The sequence below is a fragment of the Cupriavidus sp. FW305-26 genome (assembly GCF_058787975.1).
Map to the genome: position 1 here is coordinate 1 of NZ_JBYTAH010000059.1, position 18,775 is coordinate 18,775.

Annotated in this window: 15 protein-coding genes and 1 pseudogene; all 16 read left to right on the plus strand. The window is 67.7% G+C overall.

Annotated features, from left to right (window positions below; all coding sequences use genetic code 11):
* A pseudogene (locus AC3WQZ_RS26445) lies at window positions 1–253 on the plus strand (branched-chain amino acid ABC transporter permease); the annotation flags it as partial.
* Between the two features lie 11 nt (window positions 254–264).
* Complete coding sequence (locus AC3WQZ_RS26450) at window positions 265–1,341, plus strand: branched-chain amino acid ABC transporter permease (RefSeq protein ID WP_492301539.1); 1,077 nt, start codon at window positions 265–267, stop codon at window positions 1,339–1,341.
* A gap of 14 nt (window positions 1,342–1,355) precedes the next feature.
* Window positions 1,356–2,900, plus strand: a complete 1,545-nt coding sequence (locus tag AC3WQZ_RS26455; protein ID WP_492301541.1) for an acyl-CoA synthetase — start codon at window positions 1,356–1,358, stop codon at window positions 2,898–2,900.
* A gap of 122 nt (window positions 2,901–3,022) precedes the next feature.
* The gene (phaZ2, locus tag AC3WQZ_RS26460; RefSeq protein WP_010810490.1) at window positions 3,023–5,179 is read left to right on the plus strand and encodes a D-(-)-3-hydroxybutyrate oligomer hydrolase; all 2,157 of its coding nucleotides are present in this window, start codon (window positions 3,023–3,025) and stop codon (window positions 5,177–5,179) included.
* Complete coding sequence (locus tag AC3WQZ_RS26465; protein WP_492301543.1) at window positions 5,179–6,060, plus strand: MaoC/PaaZ C-terminal domain-containing protein; 882 nt, start codon at window positions 5,179–5,181, stop codon at window positions 6,058–6,060. Before phaZ2 ends, AC3WQZ_RS26465 begins: the two co-directional genes overlap by 1 nt.
* A 223-nt stretch (window positions 6,061–6,283) precedes the next feature.
* Window positions 6,284–8,872 carry an ATP-dependent chaperone ClpB gene (clpB, locus tag AC3WQZ_RS26470; protein ID WP_010810492.1) on the plus strand — a complete coding sequence of 863 codons (2,589 nt, stop codon included), beginning with the start codon at window positions 6,284–6,286 and terminating at the stop codon, window positions 8,870–8,872.
* A gap of 278 nt (window positions 8,873–9,150) precedes the next feature.
* The gene (locus AC3WQZ_RS26475) at window positions 9,151–9,690 is read left to right on the plus strand and encodes a ferritin-like domain-containing protein (protein ID WP_492301544.1); all 540 of its coding nucleotides are present in this window, start codon (window positions 9,151–9,153) and stop codon (window positions 9,688–9,690) included.
* Between the two features lie 408 nt (window positions 9,691–10,098).
* Window positions 10,099–11,103, plus strand: a complete 1,005-nt coding sequence (locus AC3WQZ_RS26480; protein ID WP_058697935.1) for a sulfate ABC transporter substrate-binding protein — start codon at window positions 10,099–10,101, stop codon at window positions 11,101–11,103.
* Window positions 11,104–11,176: 73 nt separating this feature from the next.
* Window positions 11,177–11,800 carry an NADPH-dependent FMN reductase gene (gene ssuE, locus AC3WQZ_RS26485; RefSeq protein WP_010810495.1) on the plus strand — a complete coding sequence of 208 codons (624 nt, stop codon included), beginning with the start codon at window positions 11,177–11,179 and terminating at the stop codon, window positions 11,798–11,800.
* Between the two features lie 158 nt (window positions 11,801–11,958).
* Complete coding sequence (locus AC3WQZ_RS26490) at window positions 11,959–12,987, plus strand: sulfonate ABC transporter substrate-binding protein (RefSeq protein ID WP_492301546.1); 1,029 nt, start codon at window positions 11,959–11,961, stop codon at window positions 12,985–12,987.
* Window positions 12,988–13,021: 34 nt separating this feature from the next.
* The gene (gene ssuD / locus AC3WQZ_RS26495) at window positions 13,022–14,185 is read left to right on the plus strand and encodes an FMNH2-dependent alkanesulfonate monooxygenase (RefSeq protein ID WP_011615572.1); all 1,164 of its coding nucleotides are present in this window, start codon (window positions 13,022–13,024) and stop codon (window positions 14,183–14,185) included.
* A gap of 13 nt (window positions 14,186–14,198) precedes the next feature.
* Entirely contained in the window at window positions 14,199–15,002 is an 804-nt protein-coding gene (ssuC, locus tag AC3WQZ_RS26500; protein ID WP_011615571.1) for an aliphatic sulfonate ABC transporter permease SsuC, read from the plus strand.
* A 35-nt stretch (window positions 15,003–15,037) separates the two neighbouring features.
* The gene (locus tag AC3WQZ_RS26505; protein ID WP_492301547.1) at window positions 15,038–15,949 is read left to right on the plus strand and encodes an ATP-binding cassette domain-containing protein; all 912 of its coding nucleotides are present in this window, start codon (window positions 15,038–15,040) and stop codon (window positions 15,947–15,949) included.
* Window positions 15,950–16,136: 187 nt separating this feature from the next.
* A complete protein-coding gene (locus AC3WQZ_RS26510; RefSeq protein WP_010810500.1) occupies window positions 16,137–16,988 on the plus strand; it encodes an EAL domain-containing protein in 852 nt (283 codons plus the stop codon).
* Window positions 16,985–17,656, plus strand: a complete 672-nt coding sequence (locus AC3WQZ_RS26515; protein WP_439668016.1) for an RBBP9/YdeN family alpha/beta hydrolase — start codon at window positions 16,985–16,987, stop codon at window positions 17,654–17,656. Before AC3WQZ_RS26510 ends, AC3WQZ_RS26515 begins: the two co-directional genes overlap by 4 nt.
* Window positions 17,657–17,814: 158 nt before the next feature.
* Window positions 17,815–18,774 (plus strand): sulfate ABC transporter permease subunit CysT, encoded by a 960-nt coding sequence (gene cysT, locus AC3WQZ_RS26520; RefSeq protein WP_058697938.1) that lies wholly within the window; start codon window positions 17,815–17,817, stop codon window positions 18,772–18,774.
* Window position 18,775 lies beyond the last annotated feature (1 nt).

The following is an 18,775-nucleotide window of genomic DNA, read 5'->3' on the forward strand; positions in this document are numbered from 1 at the left end:
GCTGTGGGGGCTGTACCAGCAGAACATCACCGCGGCGATCGGTGCGCAGGTGAATGTGCTGATCTTTATCGTCATCATCATCGGCGGGCTGGGATCGACCACGGGCTGCTTTGTCGGTGCGCTGCTGGTGGGGCTGATGGCCAACTACACCGGTTTCCTGTTCCCAAAGGTGGCTCTGTTCTCCAACATCCTGCTGATGATGCTGGTGCTGCTGTGGCGCCCGCAGGGGCTGTTTCCGGTGGCGCGGCGCTGAGGGTAACGACCATGATCCGACTTCTCTCCGGCGACCTGCCGCGCAGCCGCGTGCTGACCGTGATCCTGCTGGTGATCCTGGTGGCCCTGGCGTGCGCGCCCTTCGCCTTCCCCGGCGCGCGCGCGCTCAACATGGCGGCCAAGATCTGCATCTTCGTGGTGCTGGTGGCCAGCTATGACCTGCTGCTGGGCTATACCGGCATCGTTTCCTTTGCCCATACCATGTTCTTCGGCATCGGTGGCTATGGCGTGGCCATCGCCATGTCGCGCATGGAGCCGGGCTGGGGCGCGCTGCTGGCCGGCACCGTGGGTGCGCTCGCGGTGTCAGCGCTGCTGGCGTTCCTGATCGGGCTGTTCTCGCTGCGGGTGCGCGCGATCTTCTTTGCCATGATCACGCTGGCGGTGGCGACCGCCTTTGCCACGCTGGTGTCGCAGCTGTCCGAATGGACCGGCGGCGAGGACGGGCTGACCTTCAAGGTGCCGGAGGTGCTGCGTCCCGGCTTCACGCTGGGCGAGGCCGAATGGCTGGGCGTGCCGCTGAGCGGCAAGCTGCTCAGCTACTACCTGGTGTTTGCCGGCGCGGTGGTGCTGTTCCTGATGCTGCTGCGCATTGTCAACTCGCCCTTTGGCCGGGTGCTGCAGGCGATCCGCGAGAACGACTTCCGCGCCGAGGCGATCGGCTACCGCACCGTGGTGTACCGCACCGTGTCGACGGTGCTGTCGGCGATGTTCGCCACGCTGGCGGGCGTGCTGATGGCGATCTGGCTGCGCTACAACGGGCCCGATACCTCGCTGTCGTTCGAGATCATGGTCGACATCCTGCTGATCGTGGTGATCGGCGGCATGGGCACGCTCTATGGCGCGGTGATCGGCACGGTGCTGTTCCTGGTGGCGCAAACCTACCTGCAAGACGTGATGAAACTGGCCAGCGAAGCCACCGCCGCGCTGCCGCTGCTGTCGTCGCTGCTGCATCCGGACCGCTGGCTGCTGTGGCTGGGCTTGCTGTTTATCCTGAGCGTCTATTATTTCCCGCAGGGCGTAGTGGGGCGGCTGCGCGGCACCGGGCCCGTGCAGGACGTGGCAAGCTGAGCGGAGGCTAGCGCATGTACGTCATCGACTGGCTGCACAAGAATGCGCAGCATTTCCCCGACAAGGTCGCGCTGGTGGACGTGGAGAGCGGCCGCCAGGTGACCTATCGTAAATTCGACGAACGCGCCAGCCGCTTCGCGGAATACCTGCGCGACCACCTGCAACTGGCGCCGGGCACGCGCGTGGCGGTGCTGGCGCACAACAGCTCGGATTATTTCGAGATGCTGTATGGCTGTGCCAAGGCCGGCATGGTGATGGTGTGCCTGAACTGGCGCCTGCCGGCGGCGGAGCTGCTGCCGATCCTGCAGGACTGCACGCCCGAGGTGCTGGTGGCCGGCGACGGCTTCCTCGCCGTGGCCGCGGATCTCGCGCGCGCCATGCCGCTGCGTGCGGTGCTGCACCTGGCCGACGACGAGGCCGCCGACGTGCCCGGCGGCTGGACCGAGTACGAGGCAGTGCTCGATGCCGCCTCCGGCCGCATCATCGAGATGCCGTGCCGCGATGAGTCCGAGGTCTGGCACCTGCTCTATACCTCCGGCACCACCGGCAAGCCCAAGGGCGTGATCCAGACCTACGGCATGGTCTTCTTCAACGCCGTCAACGCGATGCTGGCAAACAAGATCACGCGCGACGACGTGTTCCTCAATGTGCTGCCGTTCTTCCACACCGGCGGCCTGAACCTGTATGCCAACCCGGTGCTGCATGCGGGCGGCACGGTGCACGTCATGCGGCAGTTCGAGCCGCAGGTGGTGCTGGGCAAGCTCGACCGCGCCGGCGGCGAGGGCATCACCATGTTCTTCGCGGTGCCGGCGGTCTACCTGTTCCTGAGCCAGCACCCGCGCTTCGCGCACGCGGACTTTGCCGGCGTGCGCAATATGTCAGCGGGGGGCTCGCCGGTGCCCAGGCCGTTGCTGGAGGCCTACCTGGCCAAGGGCGTGAACATCTGCTTCGGCTTCGGCATGACCGAGACCGGCCCCACGGTCTTTGTCTGCGACGAAGACACCGCGCGCCGCAAGATCGGCACCATCGGCAAGCCGGTGGGGTCGATGCTGACGCGCATCGTCGATGCGGCTGGAGTGGACGTGGGCCCGGGCGAGCGTGGCGAACTGCTGATCAAGGGCCCCGGCGTGACGCCAGGCTACTGGAACCTGCCCGAGGCCACTGCGGCCGCGATCCGCGGCGGCTGGCTGCATTCCGGCGATATCGCCTATCGTGACGAGGACGGCGACTACTACATCGTCGACCGGGCCAAGGACATGTTTGTCTCGGGCGGCGAGAACGTCTATCCGGCCGAAGTCGAGAACGTGCTGTTCCAGCTGCCGGGCGTGGCCGAGGCCGCAGTGATCGGCACGCCGGATGCGCGCTGGGGCGAGGTCGGCATGGCGCTGGTGGTGCTGCGCCCGGGCGCCGTCCTGGAGGCCGATGCCGTGATCGCCCACTGCAAGGCGCAGCTGGCCGGCTACAAGGTGCCGCGCCATGTGCGCTTTCTCGACGCGCTGCCGCGCACGCCGTCCGGCAAGGTGGAAAAACACAAGCTGCGCGCACAGTTCTCTGGCTGAGGCGCATGGCCGCGCCAGCGGTTGCCGTGTTTCCGATTTCCGCAGTTCGCAGTCTCCGCAGTCCTCGATCTGAAGACAATTCGACAGCCCCGGCCATCCGGGTGCGACAGGAGGAGGTTGACATGCATTCCACGCAGATCCCGCCGCAGCAGAAACAGAAACGCCGCCTCAGGCTCACGGTGCTGGCGGCCGCCGCATCGATGCTGGCAGCCGCCTGCGGCTCGGGCGATGACAACAACAACGGCAACGGCAGCAACCCCAATACCAAGCCGGCGAATATCGGCACGGTCACGATCAACAGCTACAACGGCACCACCGACGACCTGCTCACTGCGGGCCTGGGCAAGGACGGCCTGGCCAGCGCCACCGCGCCACTGCCGGCCAATCCCACCGCGCCGACCGCGGCGGAGCTGCGGCGCTATGCGATCCATACCAACTATCGTGCCATCGTCGACACCACCGCCAGCGGCGGCTACGGCTCGCTCTACGGCCCCAATGTCGACGCGCAGGGCAATGTCACCGGTTCCGACGGCAAGGTGGCCGGCGTGGAGTACCTGGCCTTTTCGGACGATGGCTCGGGCCAGCAGAACGTGACCATGCTGGTGCAGATTCCCGCGTCGTTCAACACCTCGAAGCCATGCATGATCACCGCTACCTCGTCCGGTTCGCGCGGCGTCTATGGCGCAATCGCCACCGGCGAGTGGGGCCTGAAGCGCGGCTGCGCGGTAGCCTATACCGACAAGGGCACCGGCGCCGCGCCGCATGACCTGGATACCGACACCGTGCCGCTGATCGACGGCACCCGCGCCACGCGCGCGGCGGCCGGCAAGAACGCGCAGTTTGCCGCGCCGGCGGGGGCCACCTCGCTGGCGGACTTCACCGCTGCCAACCCGCACCGGCTGGCGTTCAAGCACGCGCATTCACAGCGCAACCCGGAGAAGGACTGGGGCAAGTTCACGCTGCAGGCGGTGGAATTTGCGATCTGGGCGATCAATGACCGCTTCGGCGCCGTGTCGGCCAACGGCACCCGCCAGCGCACCCTGGACAAGGACAGGATCGTGGTGATCGCGTCCAGCGTGTCCAACGGCGGCGGTGCCGCGGTGGCGGCGGCCGAGCAGGATGCCGGCGGGCTGATCGACGGCGTGGCGGTGGGCGAGCCCAACCTGAACATGCCGCCCAATACCGGCATCGTGGTGCAACGCGGCGCGACGCCGGTGGCAGCTTCGGGCCGCACGCTGTACGACTACACCACCACGGCCAACCTGCTGCAGCACTGCGCCGCGCGGGCCACCGCGCTGACCCAGGCGCCGTTCTACACCAACCCGGCCACGGCGACATTCTTTGCCAACCGCTGCCAGACGCTGGCGGAAAAGGGGCTGGTGAGCGGCGCGAACACGGACGAACAGAGCGCCAGCGCGCTGCAGGCGCTGCGTGACGCCGGCTGGGAAGCGGAATCGGACGATCTGCACCCGTCGCTGGCCGTGTTCGACGTGGCCGCCGCGATCTCGGTCAACTATGCCAACGCCTATGCGCAGGCCAGCGTCACCGACCGGCTGTGCGGCTACAGCTTTGCCAGCACGCTGACCGACCTGAAGCCCGCGGCAATCGCACCCGCGGCGCTGGCGTCGATGTTCGCCACCGGCAACGGCGTGCCGCCGCAGCCGCCGGTCCAGCTGATCAATGACCTCGATCCGCAGCATGGCCCGTACCTGAACCTGGCGTCTGTTTCACCGTCGACGCTGCGTGAAGACCTGAACTACGACGGCGCCAACTGCCTGCGCAGCCTGCTGGCCGGCTCCGACGCCGCGGCACGCGCCTTGCAGGCCGGCCAGGCGCTGACGCTGCGCAACGGCAACCTGCGCGGCAAGCCGGCGGTGATCGTGCACGGGCGCAGCGACGGGCTGCTGCCGGTCAACCATACCTCGCGTCCGTATCTCGGCCTGAACCGGCAGCAGGAGGGCGTGACCAGCAAGCTGTCATACGTGGAGGTCGAGAACGCCCAGCACTTCGATGCCTTCATCGGCCTGGTGCCGGGCTACAGCAACCGCTATGTGCCGCTGCACGTCTACCTGAACCGGGCCCTGGATGCGGTCTACGACAACCTCACCGCGGGCAAGGCGCTGCCGCCGTCGCAGGTGCTGCGCACCACGCCGCGCGGCGGCACCCTCAACACGCCCGCGCCGGCGCTGCTGCCGTCCAACGTGCCGCCGTTCGCCGCGTCGCCTGCGGCCGGCAACGCGATTACCGTCAACGCTAATGCCGTACAGGTGCCTGACTGATGAACGATGCCCTGCCGCGCGTGCTGTCGCAGCGCGACTTTGACCGCTTCGCCGCCTTGTCGCACGACGACAACCCGATCCACTGCGATCCGGCCTTTGCCCGTGGCACGCATTTCGGTGCCACCGTGGCGCACGGCATGTTCCTGTTTTCGCTGCTGTGCGCCCACACCTGGCGGCAGCTGCCAGCGCCGGCGTTGCCGGTCGGGCAGACGCTGATGTTCCCCACGCCGGCCTTCGTTGGCGACACAGTGCAGATCGCGCTGGCGCCGCAGCACGCTCCGGCGGGACTGGCGGGCTACGGCACCACCGTTGGCAGCGCGGGCGGGCCGGGCGAGGCGCAGCGCGTCACGGCCGTGGGCGAATCGCTCTGGCTGCCGGATGCCGGGCCGGAGGAAATGGCCCGGCTGCCCGGCGACACGGCACCGGCGCCAGAGGCGGGCGACGCCTCACTGTACGGCCTGCGCCCCGGTCAGGAAGCCGGTGCGGCACGCGCCTTCACCCAGGCGGACCTGGACGACTACATCACCCTGACCGGCGACGCCAACCCCTACCACGCCGATCCGGCCTTTGCCCGCGCGCGCGGGTTTGGCGGGCCGGTGGTGCCGCTGCCGCTGCTGGCCGGCATGTTCTCGGACCTGCTCGGCACGCGGCTGCCCGGACGGGGCACGGGGTGGATGAAGCAGTCGCTGCGCCTCGCTTCAGCCGCGCGGATGGATGAGCCGCTGACGGCATGCGTGGGCATCGTGCGGCTGCGCGCCGGCAAGGACCTGGTCAACCTGGCCAGCGTGGTCACCGGCGCGGACGGGCGCGTGGTGGTGCAGGGCGAATCACTGGTGCTGGTGCGCAACCTGGCGGACAAGGGGGCCTGCCGCGCCGCCTAGCTGCGTATCGCTTGCGGCACTTGCGAGCGTGGGAGCGGCGGTTGTCGACATAGCAGCGGATCGGGGTCATTGCTTGCCGGCGCGGCCTTGAAATGTCGCGACAAAGCCTTATCTTTCGGAAAGACATCCAGTGTCCGGCAGGGCATACGGGCGCTCCGGCAGCGAAGACCGGCGCCGACGCCCCCGCATCAGGACACGACCTTATCCGAGAGAGGGAATCCTTATGCGTCTTGACAAGCTGACCACCCGGTTCCAGGAAGCACTGGCTGATGCGCAAAGCCTGGCACTGGGCAACGACAACCAATACATCGAACCGCAGCACCTGCTGCGCGCGCTGCTGGCGCAGGACGACGGCGCCGCCAAGGCGCTGCTGGCGCGCGCCGGCGTCAACGTGCAGGGCCTGCAGACGGCGCTCGACGCCGCCATCAAGCGCCTGCCGCAAGTGCAGGGCACCAGCGAGGTCCAGATCGGCCGCGACCTGGTCAACCTGCTCAACGCCACCGAGAAGGAAGCCATCAAGCGCGGCGACCAGTTCATCGCCAGCGAGCTGTTCCTGCTGGCCGTCGCCGACGACAAGGGCGACGCCGGCCGCATCGCGCGTGAAAACGGCCTGAACCGCAAGTCGCTCGAGTCGGCCATCCAGGCCGTGCGCGGCGGCGACTCGGTCAACAGCGCCGAGGCCGAGGGCCAGCGCGAGGCCCTCAAGAAGTACACCATCGACCTGACCGAGCGCGCCCGCATCGGCAAGCTCGATCCCGTGATCGGCCGTGACGACGAGATCCGCCGCGCCATCCAGATCCTGCAGCGCCGCACCAAGAACAACCCGGTGCTGATCGGCGAGCCGGGCGTGGGCAAGACCGCCATCGTGGAAGGCCTGGCGCAGCGCATCGTCAACGGCGAAGTGCCGGAGAGCCTGAAGAACAAGCGCGTGCTGGTGCTGGACATGGCCGGCCTGCTGGCCGGCGCCAAGTACCGCGGCGAGTTCGAGGAACGCCTGAAAGCGGTGCTGAACGACGTCGCCAAGGACGAGGGCCAGACCATCGTCTTCATCGACGAGATCCACACCATGGTCGGCGCCGGCAAGGCCGAGGGCGCGATCGACGCGGGCAACATGCTCAAGCCGGCGCTCGCGCGCGGCGAGCTGCACTGCATCGGCGCGACCACGCTGGACGAGTACCGCAAGTACATCGAGAAGGACGCCGCGCTGGAGCGCCGCTTCCAGAAGGTGCTGGTCGATGAGCCGAGCGTTGAAGCCACCATTGCCATCCTGCGCGGGCTGCAGGAAAAGTATGAGCTGCACCACGGCGTGGAAATCACCGACCCGGCCATCGTCGCCGCGGCGGAGCTGTCGCATCGCTATATCACCGACCGCTTCCTTCCCGACAAGGCGATCGACCTGATCGACGAGGCGGCCGCGCGCATCAAGATGGAAATCGATTCCAAGCCGGAGTCGATGGACAAGCTCGAGCGCCGCACCATCCAGCTGAAGATCGAGCGCGAGGCGGTCAAGAAAGAGACCGATGAGGCGTCGATGAAGCGCCTGGAGCTGATCGAGCAGGAAATCGCGCGCCTGGAGAAGGAGTACGCCGACCTGGACGAGATCTGGAAAGCCGAGAAGGGCGCCGCGCAGGGCACGGCCGCGCTCAAGGAAGAGATCGAGAAGGTCAAGCTGGAGATCGCCAAGCTGCAGCGCGAAGGCAAGCTGGACAAGGTGGCCGAGCTGCAATACGGCAAGCTGCCGGGCCTGGAAGGCAAGCTCAAGGCCGCGACCGACGCCGAGGCCAGCGAGCAGAAGCAGCCCAACAAGCTGCTGCGCACCCAGGTGGGCGCCGAGGAAATCGCCGAAGTGGTAAGCCGTGCCACCGGCATCCCGGTATCGAAGATGATGCAGGGCGAGCGCGAGAAGCTGCTCAAGATGGAAGACCGGCTGCATGGGCGCGTGGTCGGCCAGGACGAAGCCGTGCGGCTGGTGTCCGATGCCATCCGCCGTTCGCGTGCCGGGCTTGCGGACGAGAACCGGCCCTATGGCTCGTTCCTGTTCCTGGGCCCGACCGGCGTCGGCAAGACCGAGTTGTGCAAGGCCCTGGCCGAGTTCATGTTCGATTCGGAAGAGCACCTGATCCGCATCGACATGAGCGAATTCATGGAGAAGCACAGCGTCAGCCGCCTGATCGGCGCGCCGCCCGGATACGTGGGCTACGAGGAAGGCGGCTACCTGACCGAGGCCGTGCGCCGCAAGCCGTACAGCGTGGTGCTGCTGGATGAAGTCGAGAAGGCCCACCCGGACGTCTTCAACGTGCTGCTGCAGGTGCTGGACGACGGCCGCCTGACCGATGGCCAGGGCCGCACCGTGGACTTCAAGAACACGGTGATCGTGATGACGTCCAACCTGGGTTCGCAGATCATCCAGTCGATGACCGGCGAGCCGCAGGAAGCGATCAAGGGTGCGGTCTGGCAGGAAGTGCGCACGCATTTCCGGCCGGAGTTCCTGAACCGGATCGATGAAGTGGTGGTGTTCCACGCGCTCGACCAGAAGCATATCGAGTCGATCGCACGCATCCAGCTGCAACGCCTGCAGGCCCGCCTGGCCCGCATGGACATGACGCTGGAGGTGAGCGAGACGGCGCTGGAGAAGATCGCCAGCGCAGGCTACGACCCGGTGTTTGGCGCGCGTCCGCTCAAGCGGGCGATCCAGCAGCAGATCGAGAACCCGGTGGCCCGGGCGATCCTGGAAGGCAAGTTCGCCGCCAAGGATGTGGTGCCGGTGGATTATGTCGACGGGGAGTTCACGTTCGGGCGGAAGCTGGACTAAGGCTACCGTGGCTCGATCGACTGCCGGAGCACACAGGCGGTCGATCATGGTCAGGCCCCTGCGCTGCATCGCAGGGGCTTTTTTTCGTCTTGCCATCGCGCGTTGCGTGTAAGGCGGTCCCGTCCCGTGCAATTTTTTCACGCCACGATGCCGCGGGTCGTCGCCAGCCGCGCCGTTCCGCGCCATCCGCCGAGTGGCACACTTCTCGCGTTGCGGAAGGGTTGAGTTTCCGTACAAGGCGCTGCGCTGACGCAGCCCCATCCCCAAGGAGCCCTTCAATGACCGACAAGCCTTTCCTCTCTGACGTCAAGACATTGCGCGAGCGCGCCCGCAAGCACATCGACGATGGCGCCGTGACCGCGGGCTATGCCGCGGATCGCGATACCGTGCTGAAGCTGCTCAACGATGCGCTGGCCACCGAAATCGTCTGCGTGCTGCGCTATCGCCGACACTACTACATGGCCAATGGGCCCAACTCGAAGAGCGTCGCCGATGAATTCCTGGCCCATTCCCATGAAGAACAAGGCCATGCCGACCAGATCGCCGAGCGCATCGTCCAGCTTGGCGGCGAGCCCGACTTCGCACCCGACGGCCTGACCAGCCGCTCCCATGCTGAATATGTGGCGGGTACTTCGCTGACGGAAATGATCAAGGAAGACCTGGTGGCCGAGCGCATCGCCATCGACAGCTATCGCGAGATCATCCAGTTCCTGGGAGAACGCGATCCGACCTCGCGCCGGATGATGGAGGGCATCCTGGCGGTGGAAGAGGAGCATGCCGACGAAATGGCTGACCTGCTCGCCCGCCAGGCCGGCTGAGGCGCAGGCGCGGCAGGCTGGCCCGCACTTGACCTTGATCAACCCCAGGTCGCAGGCAAGCCGATAACATTCGTCCTGTCATGGAGATGCGGGGGCGCTCTTCATGACTTGTCTACCCGTTTCCAGAACGGAAACTTCGCCCGCACCGGCTTGCCGGTGCGGGCGTTTTCTTTTTGGGGCGTGACCCATCCTCCTCCTTCCGCTCAGCGATGCCGCATGCCCCGTGCGCCGGCATGTCCATATTTCCGTCCGATCTTATGCAAAAAACAGCAAAGGATCGGCGAAACCATTCGTTCCGTTCAGATAGCCCCCTCGGTAGTCTTGCTCCTGACACAAGTCCGCCACCCAAGGCGGACAAGGCAAGAGGCGCCTCGCGCCCATTCACGACACTGACGGGAGCAACACAAGATGATCCGCAAACTGGCTATCAGCCTGGCCGTACTTGGCGCCCTGAGCGCGGCGCAGACCGCTGCGGCCGCCAACCTGCTGAACGTTTCCTACGATCCGACGCGCGAGCTGTATGTCGATGTCAATGCCGCCTTTGCCAAGGCCTGGAAGGCCCAGGGCGGCGACGCCGTGACCGTGCGCCAGTCGCACGGCGGCTCGGGCAAGCAGGCGCGCTCGGTGATCGACGGGCTGGATGCCGACGTGGTGACGCTGGCGCTGGGCTATGACATCGATGCCATTGCCGACAAGGGCCTGATCAAGCCGGACTGGCAGAAGCGCCTGCCGCACAACGCCTCGCCGTACACCTCGACCATCGTGTTCCTGGTGCGCAAGGGCAATCCCAAGGGCATCAAGGACTGGGGCGACCTGGTCAAGCCGGGCGTGCAGGTGATCACGCCCAATCCCAAGACCTCGGGCGGCGCACGCTGGAACTACCTGGCGGCGTGGGGCTACGCGCTGCGCCAGCCGGGCGGCAATGACGTCAAGGCGCGCGAGTTCGTGGGCGAGCTGCTCAAGCATGTGCCGGTGCTGGATTCGGGCGCGCGCGGCGCCACCACCACCTTTGTCGAGCGCGGCCTGGGCGATGTGCTGATCGCGTGGGAGAACGAAGCCATCCTGGCCATCAAGGAGCTGGGCCCGGACAAGTTCGATATCGTCGCGCCGTCGGTGTCGATCCTGGCCGAGCCGCCGGTGGCGGTGGTCGACAAGGTGGTCGACAAGAAGGGCACGCGCAAGGCGGCCGAGGCCTACCTGCAGTTCCTGTACACCGACGAGGGCCAGGAGATCGCGGCCAAGAACTACTACCGCCCGATCTCGCAGAAGGTGGCGGCCAAGTACGCGGCCAACTTCCCCAAGGTGAAGCTGTTCACCATCGATGAAGTCTTCGGCGGCTGGCAGAAAGCCCAGAAGACCCACTTTGCCGATGGCGGCACGTTCGACCAGATCTACCAGCCCGGCAAGAAATAAACCACGAGACCGGCGCGCCGGGCCGCGTGGGGCAGCCGCGGCGCCGACCGGTCCACCAGAAGAAGGAAGCCCGATGTCCATCCTGACGCTCTCCGGCAGCCCGTCGGTCCAGTCCCGCTCCGGCCTGGTGCTGGCGCACCTGCGTGCCACGCTCGAGGCTGCCGGCGAACGCACCCGCCACCTCGACCTGCGCGAACTGCCGGCGGGTCCGCTGCTGGCGGCACGCGTGGACGACCCCGTCATCGCCGCCGCCACGCATGCCGTGTCCGAGGCGCAGGTGGTGGTACTGGCCACGCCGGTCTACAAGGCCGCCTACAGCGGCCTGCTCAAGGCCTTCCTGGACCTGCTGCCGCAGACCGGCCTGCGCGACAAGATCGTGCTGCCGATTGCCACCGGCGGCAGCCTGGCCCATGCGCTGGCGATCGACTACGCGCTGCGCCCGGTGCTGTCCGCGCTGGGCTCGCGCCAGATCCTGCCCGGCATCTTTGCCGTGGACCAGCAGATCGAATCCTTTGACGCCGCCGGCGTGCGCCAGGCGCGCTTCGATGCCGCGCTGTCCGCGCGCCTGGACGAGGGCGTGCTGCGCGTGCGCGATGCGCTGGCGCATTCCCGCATCGAGGTTCCGCTCGACGTGGTGCCCGGCGCCCTGGTCCAGCGTGCCGCCGCGATCGCGGTGGCCGAGCGATGTTCCGCCTGAACTGACTGATTGACTGAAGTGGCGCCGGCCTGCCCGGCGCGACGGCAGCGACGCCATGCCACCCGCCACGCGGGGCCGGCAGGGATGCGTGCTGCCGCAGCCATCCTGGACATCAATCCGGCCAGCAGGGCATTGCCCCGGGCCATGGAGCACATCGCATGACACTGACGAACCCGTTGCGCACGGCCAACCAGCGCCGCCGCCTGATTACCGCCGCGCTGGTGCTTGCCACCGGCCTGGCCTATGGGCTACTGCCCGGCCGCGCCGAAGCGCAGTCGAAGAACATCGACCCCAAGGTGCTGCGCATCGGCTACCAGAAGTACGGCACGCTGACGCTGCTGAAGGCGCGCGGCACGCTGGAAAAGCGTCTGGTGCCGCAAGGCATCACCGTCAAATGGACCGAGTTCCCCGCCGGCCCGCAACTGCTTGAGGGGCTGAACGTCGTTGCCGTCGATTTCGGCACCGTCGGCGAGGCGCCGCCGATCTTTGCGCAGGCCGCGGGGGCGCAGCTGGTCTACGTCGGCAATGAGCCGCCGGCGCCGGTGGCGGAAGCCATCGTCGTGCCCAAGGGCTCGGCGATCCGTTCGGTGGCGGAACTGCGCGGCAAGCGCGTGGCGCTGAACAAGGGCTCGAACGTGCATTACCTGCTGGTGCGCCAGTTGGAGAAGGCCGGCATCCCTTACAACGAGATCCAGCCGGTCTACCTGCCGCCGGCGGATGCGCGTGCCGCCTTCGAGCGCGGCGCGGTCGATGCCTGGGTGATCTGGGACCCGTTCCTCGCCGCAGCCGAGAAGCAACTGGGTGCGCGCGTGCTCACCGATGGCCGCGGCGCGGACGGCAAGAACGTGGTCAGCAACCACCAGTTCTACCTGGCCTCGCGCCCCTATGCACAAGCCAAGCCGGAGATCGTCAGCCTGATCCTGGACGAACTAGCCACGCTGGGCACCTGGGCGCAAAGCAACCCAAAGGAGGCCACCACGGTGCTGACCGGCGAAACCGGGCTGCCGGCCGATGTGCTTGAGCTCGCCGTTTCGCGCTTCTCGTACGGCGCACGCCCGGTCAGCGCCGGGGTGCTGGCCGAGCAGCAGCGCATCGCCGACGCCTTCCACTCGCTCAAGCTGATCCCCAGGCCAGTCAAGGTGGCCGATGCGCGCTGGGACGTGCCGCAGCAGCAGGCGAAGCGATAGCCACCTCCATCGGCAAGAACAATAGGACAACGACATGCAAGTATTCTGGTTCATCCCCACCCACGGCGACAGCCGCTACCTCGGCACTTCGGAAGGCGCGCGCGAGGTCAGCTTCGATTACCTGAAGCAGGTTGCCGTCGCCGCCGATACGCTGGGCTACGAAGGCGTGCTGATCCCGACCGGGCGCTCATGCGAAGACCCATGGGTGGCCGCATCGGCCCTGGCCGCCGTCACGCAGCGCCTGAAATTCCTGGTCGCGGTGCGCCCCGGCCTGATGGCGCCGACGCTGGCTGCACGGATGGCGGCAACCTTCGACCGCATCTCCAACGGCCGGCTGCTGATCAACCTGGTCACCGGTGGCGATACCGCCGAGCTGGAAGGCGATGGCCTGTTCCTGGACCACACCGCGCGCTACGAGGCCTCGGCCGAGTTCCTGCGCATCTGGCGCCAGGTGCTGGCCGCCAGCCATGACGGCGACAAGGTGGACTACGAGGGCAAGCACCTGAGCGTGAAGGGGGCCACCGTCCTTTATCCGCCGCTGCAGCAACCGCATCCGCCGGTGTACTTCGGCGGTTCGTCGGCGCCGGCGCATGCGCTGGCCGGCGAGCAGGTCGATACCTACCTGACCTGGGGCGAGCCGCCCGCTGACGTGGCGCAGAAGCTCGACGACGTGCGCCGGCAGGCCGCGCGCCATGGCCGCACGGTGAAGTTCGGTATCCGCCTGCATGTGATCGTGCGCGAGACCGAAGCCGCCGCCTGGGCTGCGGCGGACGACCTGATCAGCCGGCTCGATGACGAGACCGTGGCGCGTGCGCAAGCCGTGTTCGCCAAGATGGATTCCGAAGGGCAGCGCCGCATGGCCGCGCTGCACGCGGGCGGCGCGCGCCGCACGCGCGAGGCGCTGGAGATCAGCCCCAACCTGTGGGCTGGCGTTGGCCTGGTGCGCGGCGGTGCCGGCACCGCGCTGGTCGGCGATCCGCACACCGTGGCCGAGCGCATGCGTGAATACGCCGAGCTGGGCATCGACACCTTCGTGCTGTCCGGCTACCCGCACCTGGAAGAGGCCTACCGCTTTGCCGAACTGGTGTTCCCGCTGCTGCCGCGCTCGGTGCGCGACAAGCTGCCGGGCAAGGTGCTGTCGGGCCCGTTCGGCGAAGTCATGGCGACTGGCATCGTGCCGCGCGCCGCGCAGAGCTGAGGGGAGGGCAACCATGAACGCTCCTCTATTGCAGCCGCTGCGCCAGGGACCTCGGGCGCTGGCGCGCGCGCTGGCTCCGTGGATCGTGCCGGTGCTGCTGATCGTTGTCTGGCAGCTGGCCTCGCAGAACGGCTGGCTCTCCAGCCGCGTGCTGCCGGCCCCGCTGGCCGTGGTGCAGGCCGCGTGGGAGCTGGCGCGCTCGGGCGACCTGTGGAAGCACGTCGGGGTCAGCACCTGGCGCGCGCTGGTGGGGTTTGCCATCGGCGGCGGGCTGGGCCTGCTGCTGGGGCTGCTGACCGGCACCTTCCGCACCGCGGCCACGCTGCTCGACAGCTCGCTGCAGATGGTGCGCAATATCCCGGCGCTGGCCTTGATCCCGCTGGTGATCCTGTGGTTCGGCATCGACGAGACCGCCAAGCTGTTCCTGGTGTCGCTGGGCGTGTTCTTCCCGGTCTACCTGAACACGTATCACGGCATCCGCTCGGTCGATACGGGGCTGGTGGAGATGGCGCGCAGCTACGGCCTGTCCGGCTGGCAGCTGTACCGCGAGGTCATCCTGCCCGGCGCGCTACCGGGCATCCTGGTAGGCGTGCGTTTCGCGCTCGGGTTGATGTGGGTGGTGCTGATCGTGGCGGAGACCATCTCCGCGCAATCGGGCATCGGCTACATGACCATGAACGCGCGTGAGTTCCTGCAAACCGACGTGGTGCTGGTGGGCATCCTGCTCTATGCGCTGCTGGGCAAGCTGGCCGACTGGCTGTCGCGCGGGCTGGAGCGCTACTGGCTGCGCTGGCATCCGGGCTACGCCGCGGCCTGACCGGCCCGTCGTCCCAATCAAGCAAGGAGATCGAGATGCAGATGTATCCGGTAGAGCAGGCTGCGCTGGTGGAACTGGAAGCGGGCCTCGCGCGCCGCGAGGCGGCACAGCCGGCGGCAAAGGCGCCGCGCAAGGCAGGTGGCGTGGCGCTGCACGTGCGCCAGGTGGTCAAGCGCTATGACGGCCGCGAAGTGCTGCACAACGTGGCGCTGGACGTGGCGCCGGGCGAGTTCCTGGCGATTGTCGGGCGCAGCGGCTGCGGCAAGAGCACGCTGCTGCGGCTGGTGGCGGGACTGGAAGCAGCCGATGGCGGCAGTATCACCGTCGACGGTGAATCCGCGGCGAAAGGCCGCGCGCGGCACGCCGACGTGCGCGTGATGTTCCAGGACGCAAGGCTGCTGCCGTGGAAGCGCGTGCTGGACAACGTCGCGCTGGGCCTGCCGCGCACACGCCGCGGTGAAGCCGCCGATGTGCTGGCGCAGGTGGGCCTGGCCGACCGCGCCAGGGAGTGGCCCGCGCGGCTTTCCGGCGGCCAGCGCCAGCGCGTGGCCCTGGCGCGCGCGCTGGTTCACCACCCGCAGTTGTTGCTGCTGGATGAACCGCTGGGCGCGCTGGACGCGCTCACGCGCATCGAGATGCAGGGGCTGATCGAATCGCTGTGGCGCCGCCTTGGCTTCACGGCGCTGCTGGTTACGCACGATGTGTCGGAGGCAGTGGCGCTGGCCGACCGCATCGTGCTGATCGAGGACGGCCGCATTGCCATGGATGAGCGCGTGGCGCTGGCGCGCCCGCGCGAACGCGGCGCGGCGGGCTTTGCGCAGCTGGAGGCCGCGGTGCTGCAGCGGGTGATGCGGCAAGCGCCGCAGGCGCAGGTACCGTCGCATGCAGGTGCGCATGCCGACCCGGCCGCCACGACCGCGCCGCTGAACGTGAGCTGGGCAGCGTGACCGTGCCACCCGCGGCAATGTGCGCCGCGCATATCGACAGGCCGTAATCTTCATTCGCTCGCGCGCGCTGACCTCCTATCATGAGCAGGCAGGCCGATGCGGTGCGACCGCACAGAGGGCGCATGGCGCGCCCGTCATCACTAATCCGACCAAGGGGCCGAGGGGCCCGGTCAACCCAAGGAATGCCATGCCAGGCGTGCATGAACCCGCGGGCGCAGTGCCTGCGCTCCAACGTTATCTGGAATCGCTGCCGCGCCAGCCGCTGGCTGACCGGCAATTGTGGCGCGACGCGCGCGGGCAGGTGCAGGGCCAGTTCTTCAACTGCTCGCTGACCAGCGCGTTCGAGCCGCTGGTGACGCTGGCAGACCGGCAGGTGGTGGCGCATGAAGGTTCGATCCACACCTACGCAGAGGACGGCGTGGGCCTGGCGGCATGGAAGCTGTTTGCGATGGCGGCCGACGACAACACCCTGGTGTCGCTGGACCGGCTTTCGCGCCTGCTGCATGCCATCAACTACTTTGCCGCCGAGGGCGAGCACAAGCTGGTGCTGAACGTGCATAACCGGCTGCTGGCCGCGGTTACCGACGACCACGGCGCTGCCTTCCGGCGCGCATTGCAGTCGCTGGGCCTGCCGCTGGAGCGCTTTGTGATCCAGGTGCCGGCCAGCGCCAATGACGACCTGGCATTGCTATTGCATGTCGTTGGCAACTATCGGCGCAACGGCTTCGCGGTAAGCCTGCAGGCGTCGGATCCGGCGGAAGCCGGTGCGCTGATGGCGCACGCGTTGCCGGACTGGCTCAAGCTGGACATGCGCCGCACCTGGACCGACCGCCAGCTGTCGGGCCTGCGTGCCAGCGCGGCCAACGCCGGGGTAACGCTGATCGGGCGGCGCCTGCAGAACGCCGAAAGCGTCGAGCGCCTGCAGGCCGCGGGCATCGGCCTGGGGCAGGGCGCCTTCGCCGGCGCGCCGGTCAGTGCGGCAGGGCTGCGCACAGGCCTGGCGAGTGCCGCGCATGCATTGGACAAGGAGGTGGTATGACCCAAGCGAACCGGCTATCCGGCGGCCATGGCACGCGCCTGGACATTCCGCGGCACCTGCAGGTGCTGACCGTACCGGGGCTGCACGGCAGCGGCCCGGGACACTGGCAGAGCCGCTGGGAGCAGCGCTTCCCCGACTGGCAGCGGGTGGAGCAGCACGACTGGTCGCGCCCCAGCCTGCCGCTGTGGGCCGAGCGCGTCTCCGAAGGCGTGATGCGCGCCCAGCGCGTGGCCGCGCGCGGCGCGGTGCTGGTGGCGCACAGCTTCGGCTGCCTGGCGTCGTTGCGCCAGGCGGCGCTGGATCCGGTCGGCATTGCCGGCGCATTGCTGGTGGCGCCGGCAGATCCGGACAAATTTGGCGTGGCGGCGCTGCTGCCGACCTACCGGCTGCCGTTCCCGACCATCCTGGTCGCCAGCCGCAACGACCCCTGGATGCCGCAGCGCACCGCTTTCAGCTGGGGCACGCTGTGGGGCAGTGAACTGGTCGATGCGGGCAGCCTGGGCCACATCAATGCCGATTCCGCACTGGGCGAGTGGCCTGAAGGCCTCGCGCTGCTCGATACCCTGATCCAGCGTATCGCGCAGGCAGGCGATACCGGCTCCGTAAGTGAATCATCCGGCGCCTGGGAGTCGGGCATCGAGGTAGTGTCTACTATCCCTTATATCTAAACCGTCTAAGAAAATTCATAAAGATTCGTTCTGTTTATAAGGATGACTCTGCAGAATCTGTCTCGTAGGCCGGCGCAATATGCGCTGGCGTCATAAAGAACGGCCCGCCGGGGCCAGCCATCATGGTCCGGCGGCGCACCGCTCACAGACGAGACGACATGCCTCCATCCATTTCCCTCGCGGACACGCCGCCAGCCGCCCCTCGCGCCCCTGATTCCGGCGCCGCGCGCGCGCCGCGCAGCCCGTCCAGGCAGCGTTTTACGGTGCTGCCCGGCTTCGGCCTGTCGCTGGGCTTCACGTTGTTCTACCTGACGCTGATCGTCCTGATCCCGCTGTCGGCCACGTTCCTGAAGACCTTCACGATGACGTGGGACGCGTTCTGGACCTCGGTCACGGCGCCGCGCGTGGTGGCGTCGCTGCAGCTGAGCTTTGGCGCGTCGCTGGTGGCGGCCATCGTCAATACGGTGTTCGGGCTGGTGGTTGCCTGGGTGCTGGTGCGCTACCGCTTCCCGGGCAAGCGCCTGATCGACGCGCTGGTGGACCTGCCGTTCGCGCTGCCCACTGCGGTGGCCGGTATCGCGCTGACGGCGCTGTTTGCCGGTAATGGCTGGATCGGCCGCTATCTCGAGCCGCTTGGCATCAAGGTCGCGTTTACGCCGCTGGGCGTGGTGGTGGCGCTGACCTTTATCGGCCTGCCGTTCGTGGTGCGCACGGTGCAGCCGGTGCTGGAGGATGTTGAGCAGGAGCTGGAGGAGGCCGCTGCCAGCCTCGGCGCCAACCGCCTGCAGACTTTCCAGCGCGTGATCCTGCCCGCCATCCTGCCGGCGCTGCTGACGGGGTTTGCGCTATCGTTCGCGCGCGCCACCGGCGAGTACGGCTCGGTGGTCTTTATCTCCGGCAACATGCCGATGGTGTCCGAGATCGCGCCGCTGATGATCTATTCCAAGCTGGAGCAATACGACTACGCCGGCGCCACCGCGGTGGCGGTGGTGATGCTGGTGATTTCCTTCGGGCTGCTGCTGCTGATCAACCTGCTGCAGGCCTGGACGCGCCGCCATCAATCCGGTGTGCGCGCCGCGCTGGCACCTGAAGCGCCCGCCACGGGCAAGGAGTTCTGAC

Bases quoted from the DNA above. Each gene is read 5' to 3' on its own strand.
- AC3WQZ_RS26450 (WP_492301539.1), top strand. From the start codon at position 265: ATGATCCGACTTCTCTCCGGCGACCTGCCGCGCAGCCGCGTGCTGACC.
- AC3WQZ_RS26455 (WP_492301541.1), top strand. From the start codon at position 1,356: ATGTACGTCATCGACTGGCTGCACAAGAATGCGCAGCATTTCCCCGAC.
- phaZ2 (WP_010810490.1), top strand. From the start codon at position 3,023: ATGCATTCCACGCAGATCCCGCCGCAGCAGAAACAGAAACGCCGCCTC.
- AC3WQZ_RS26465 (WP_492301543.1), top strand. From the start codon at position 5,179: ATGAACGATGCCCTGCCGCGCGTGCTGTCGCAGCGCGACTTTGACCGC.
- clpB (WP_010810492.1), top strand. From the start codon at position 6,284: ATGCGTCTTGACAAGCTGACCACCCGGTTCCAGGAAGCACTGGCTGAT.
- AC3WQZ_RS26475 (WP_492301544.1), top strand. From the start codon at position 9,151: ATGACCGACAAGCCTTTCCTCTCTGACGTCAAGACATTGCGCGAGCGC.
- AC3WQZ_RS26480 (WP_058697935.1), top strand. From the start codon at position 10,099: ATGATCCGCAAACTGGCTATCAGCCTGGCCGTACTTGGCGCCCTGAGC.
- ssuE (WP_010810495.1), top strand. From the start codon at position 11,177: ATGTCCATCCTGACGCTCTCCGGCAGCCCGTCGGTCCAGTCCCGCTCC.
- AC3WQZ_RS26490 (WP_492301546.1), top strand. From the start codon at position 11,959: ATGACACTGACGAACCCGTTGCGCACGGCCAACCAGCGCCGCCGCCTG.
- ssuD (WP_011615572.1), top strand. From the start codon at position 13,022: ATGCAAGTATTCTGGTTCATCCCCACCCACGGCGACAGCCGCTACCTC.
- ssuC (WP_011615571.1), top strand. From the start codon at position 14,199: ATGAACGCTCCTCTATTGCAGCCGCTGCGCCAGGGACCTCGGGCGCTG.
- AC3WQZ_RS26505 (WP_492301547.1), top strand. From the start codon at position 15,038: ATGCAGATGTATCCGGTAGAGCAGGCTGCGCTGGTGGAACTGGAAGCG.
- AC3WQZ_RS26510 (WP_010810500.1), top strand. From the start codon at position 16,137: ATGCCAGGCGTGCATGAACCCGCGGGCGCAGTGCCTGCGCTCCAACGT.
- AC3WQZ_RS26515 (WP_439668016.1), top strand. From the start codon at position 16,985: ATGACCCAAGCGAACCGGCTATCCGGCGGCCATGGCACGCGCCTGGAC.
- cysT (WP_058697938.1), top strand. From the start codon at position 17,815: ATGCCTCCATCCATTTCCCTCGCGGACACGCCGCCAGCCGCCCCTCGC.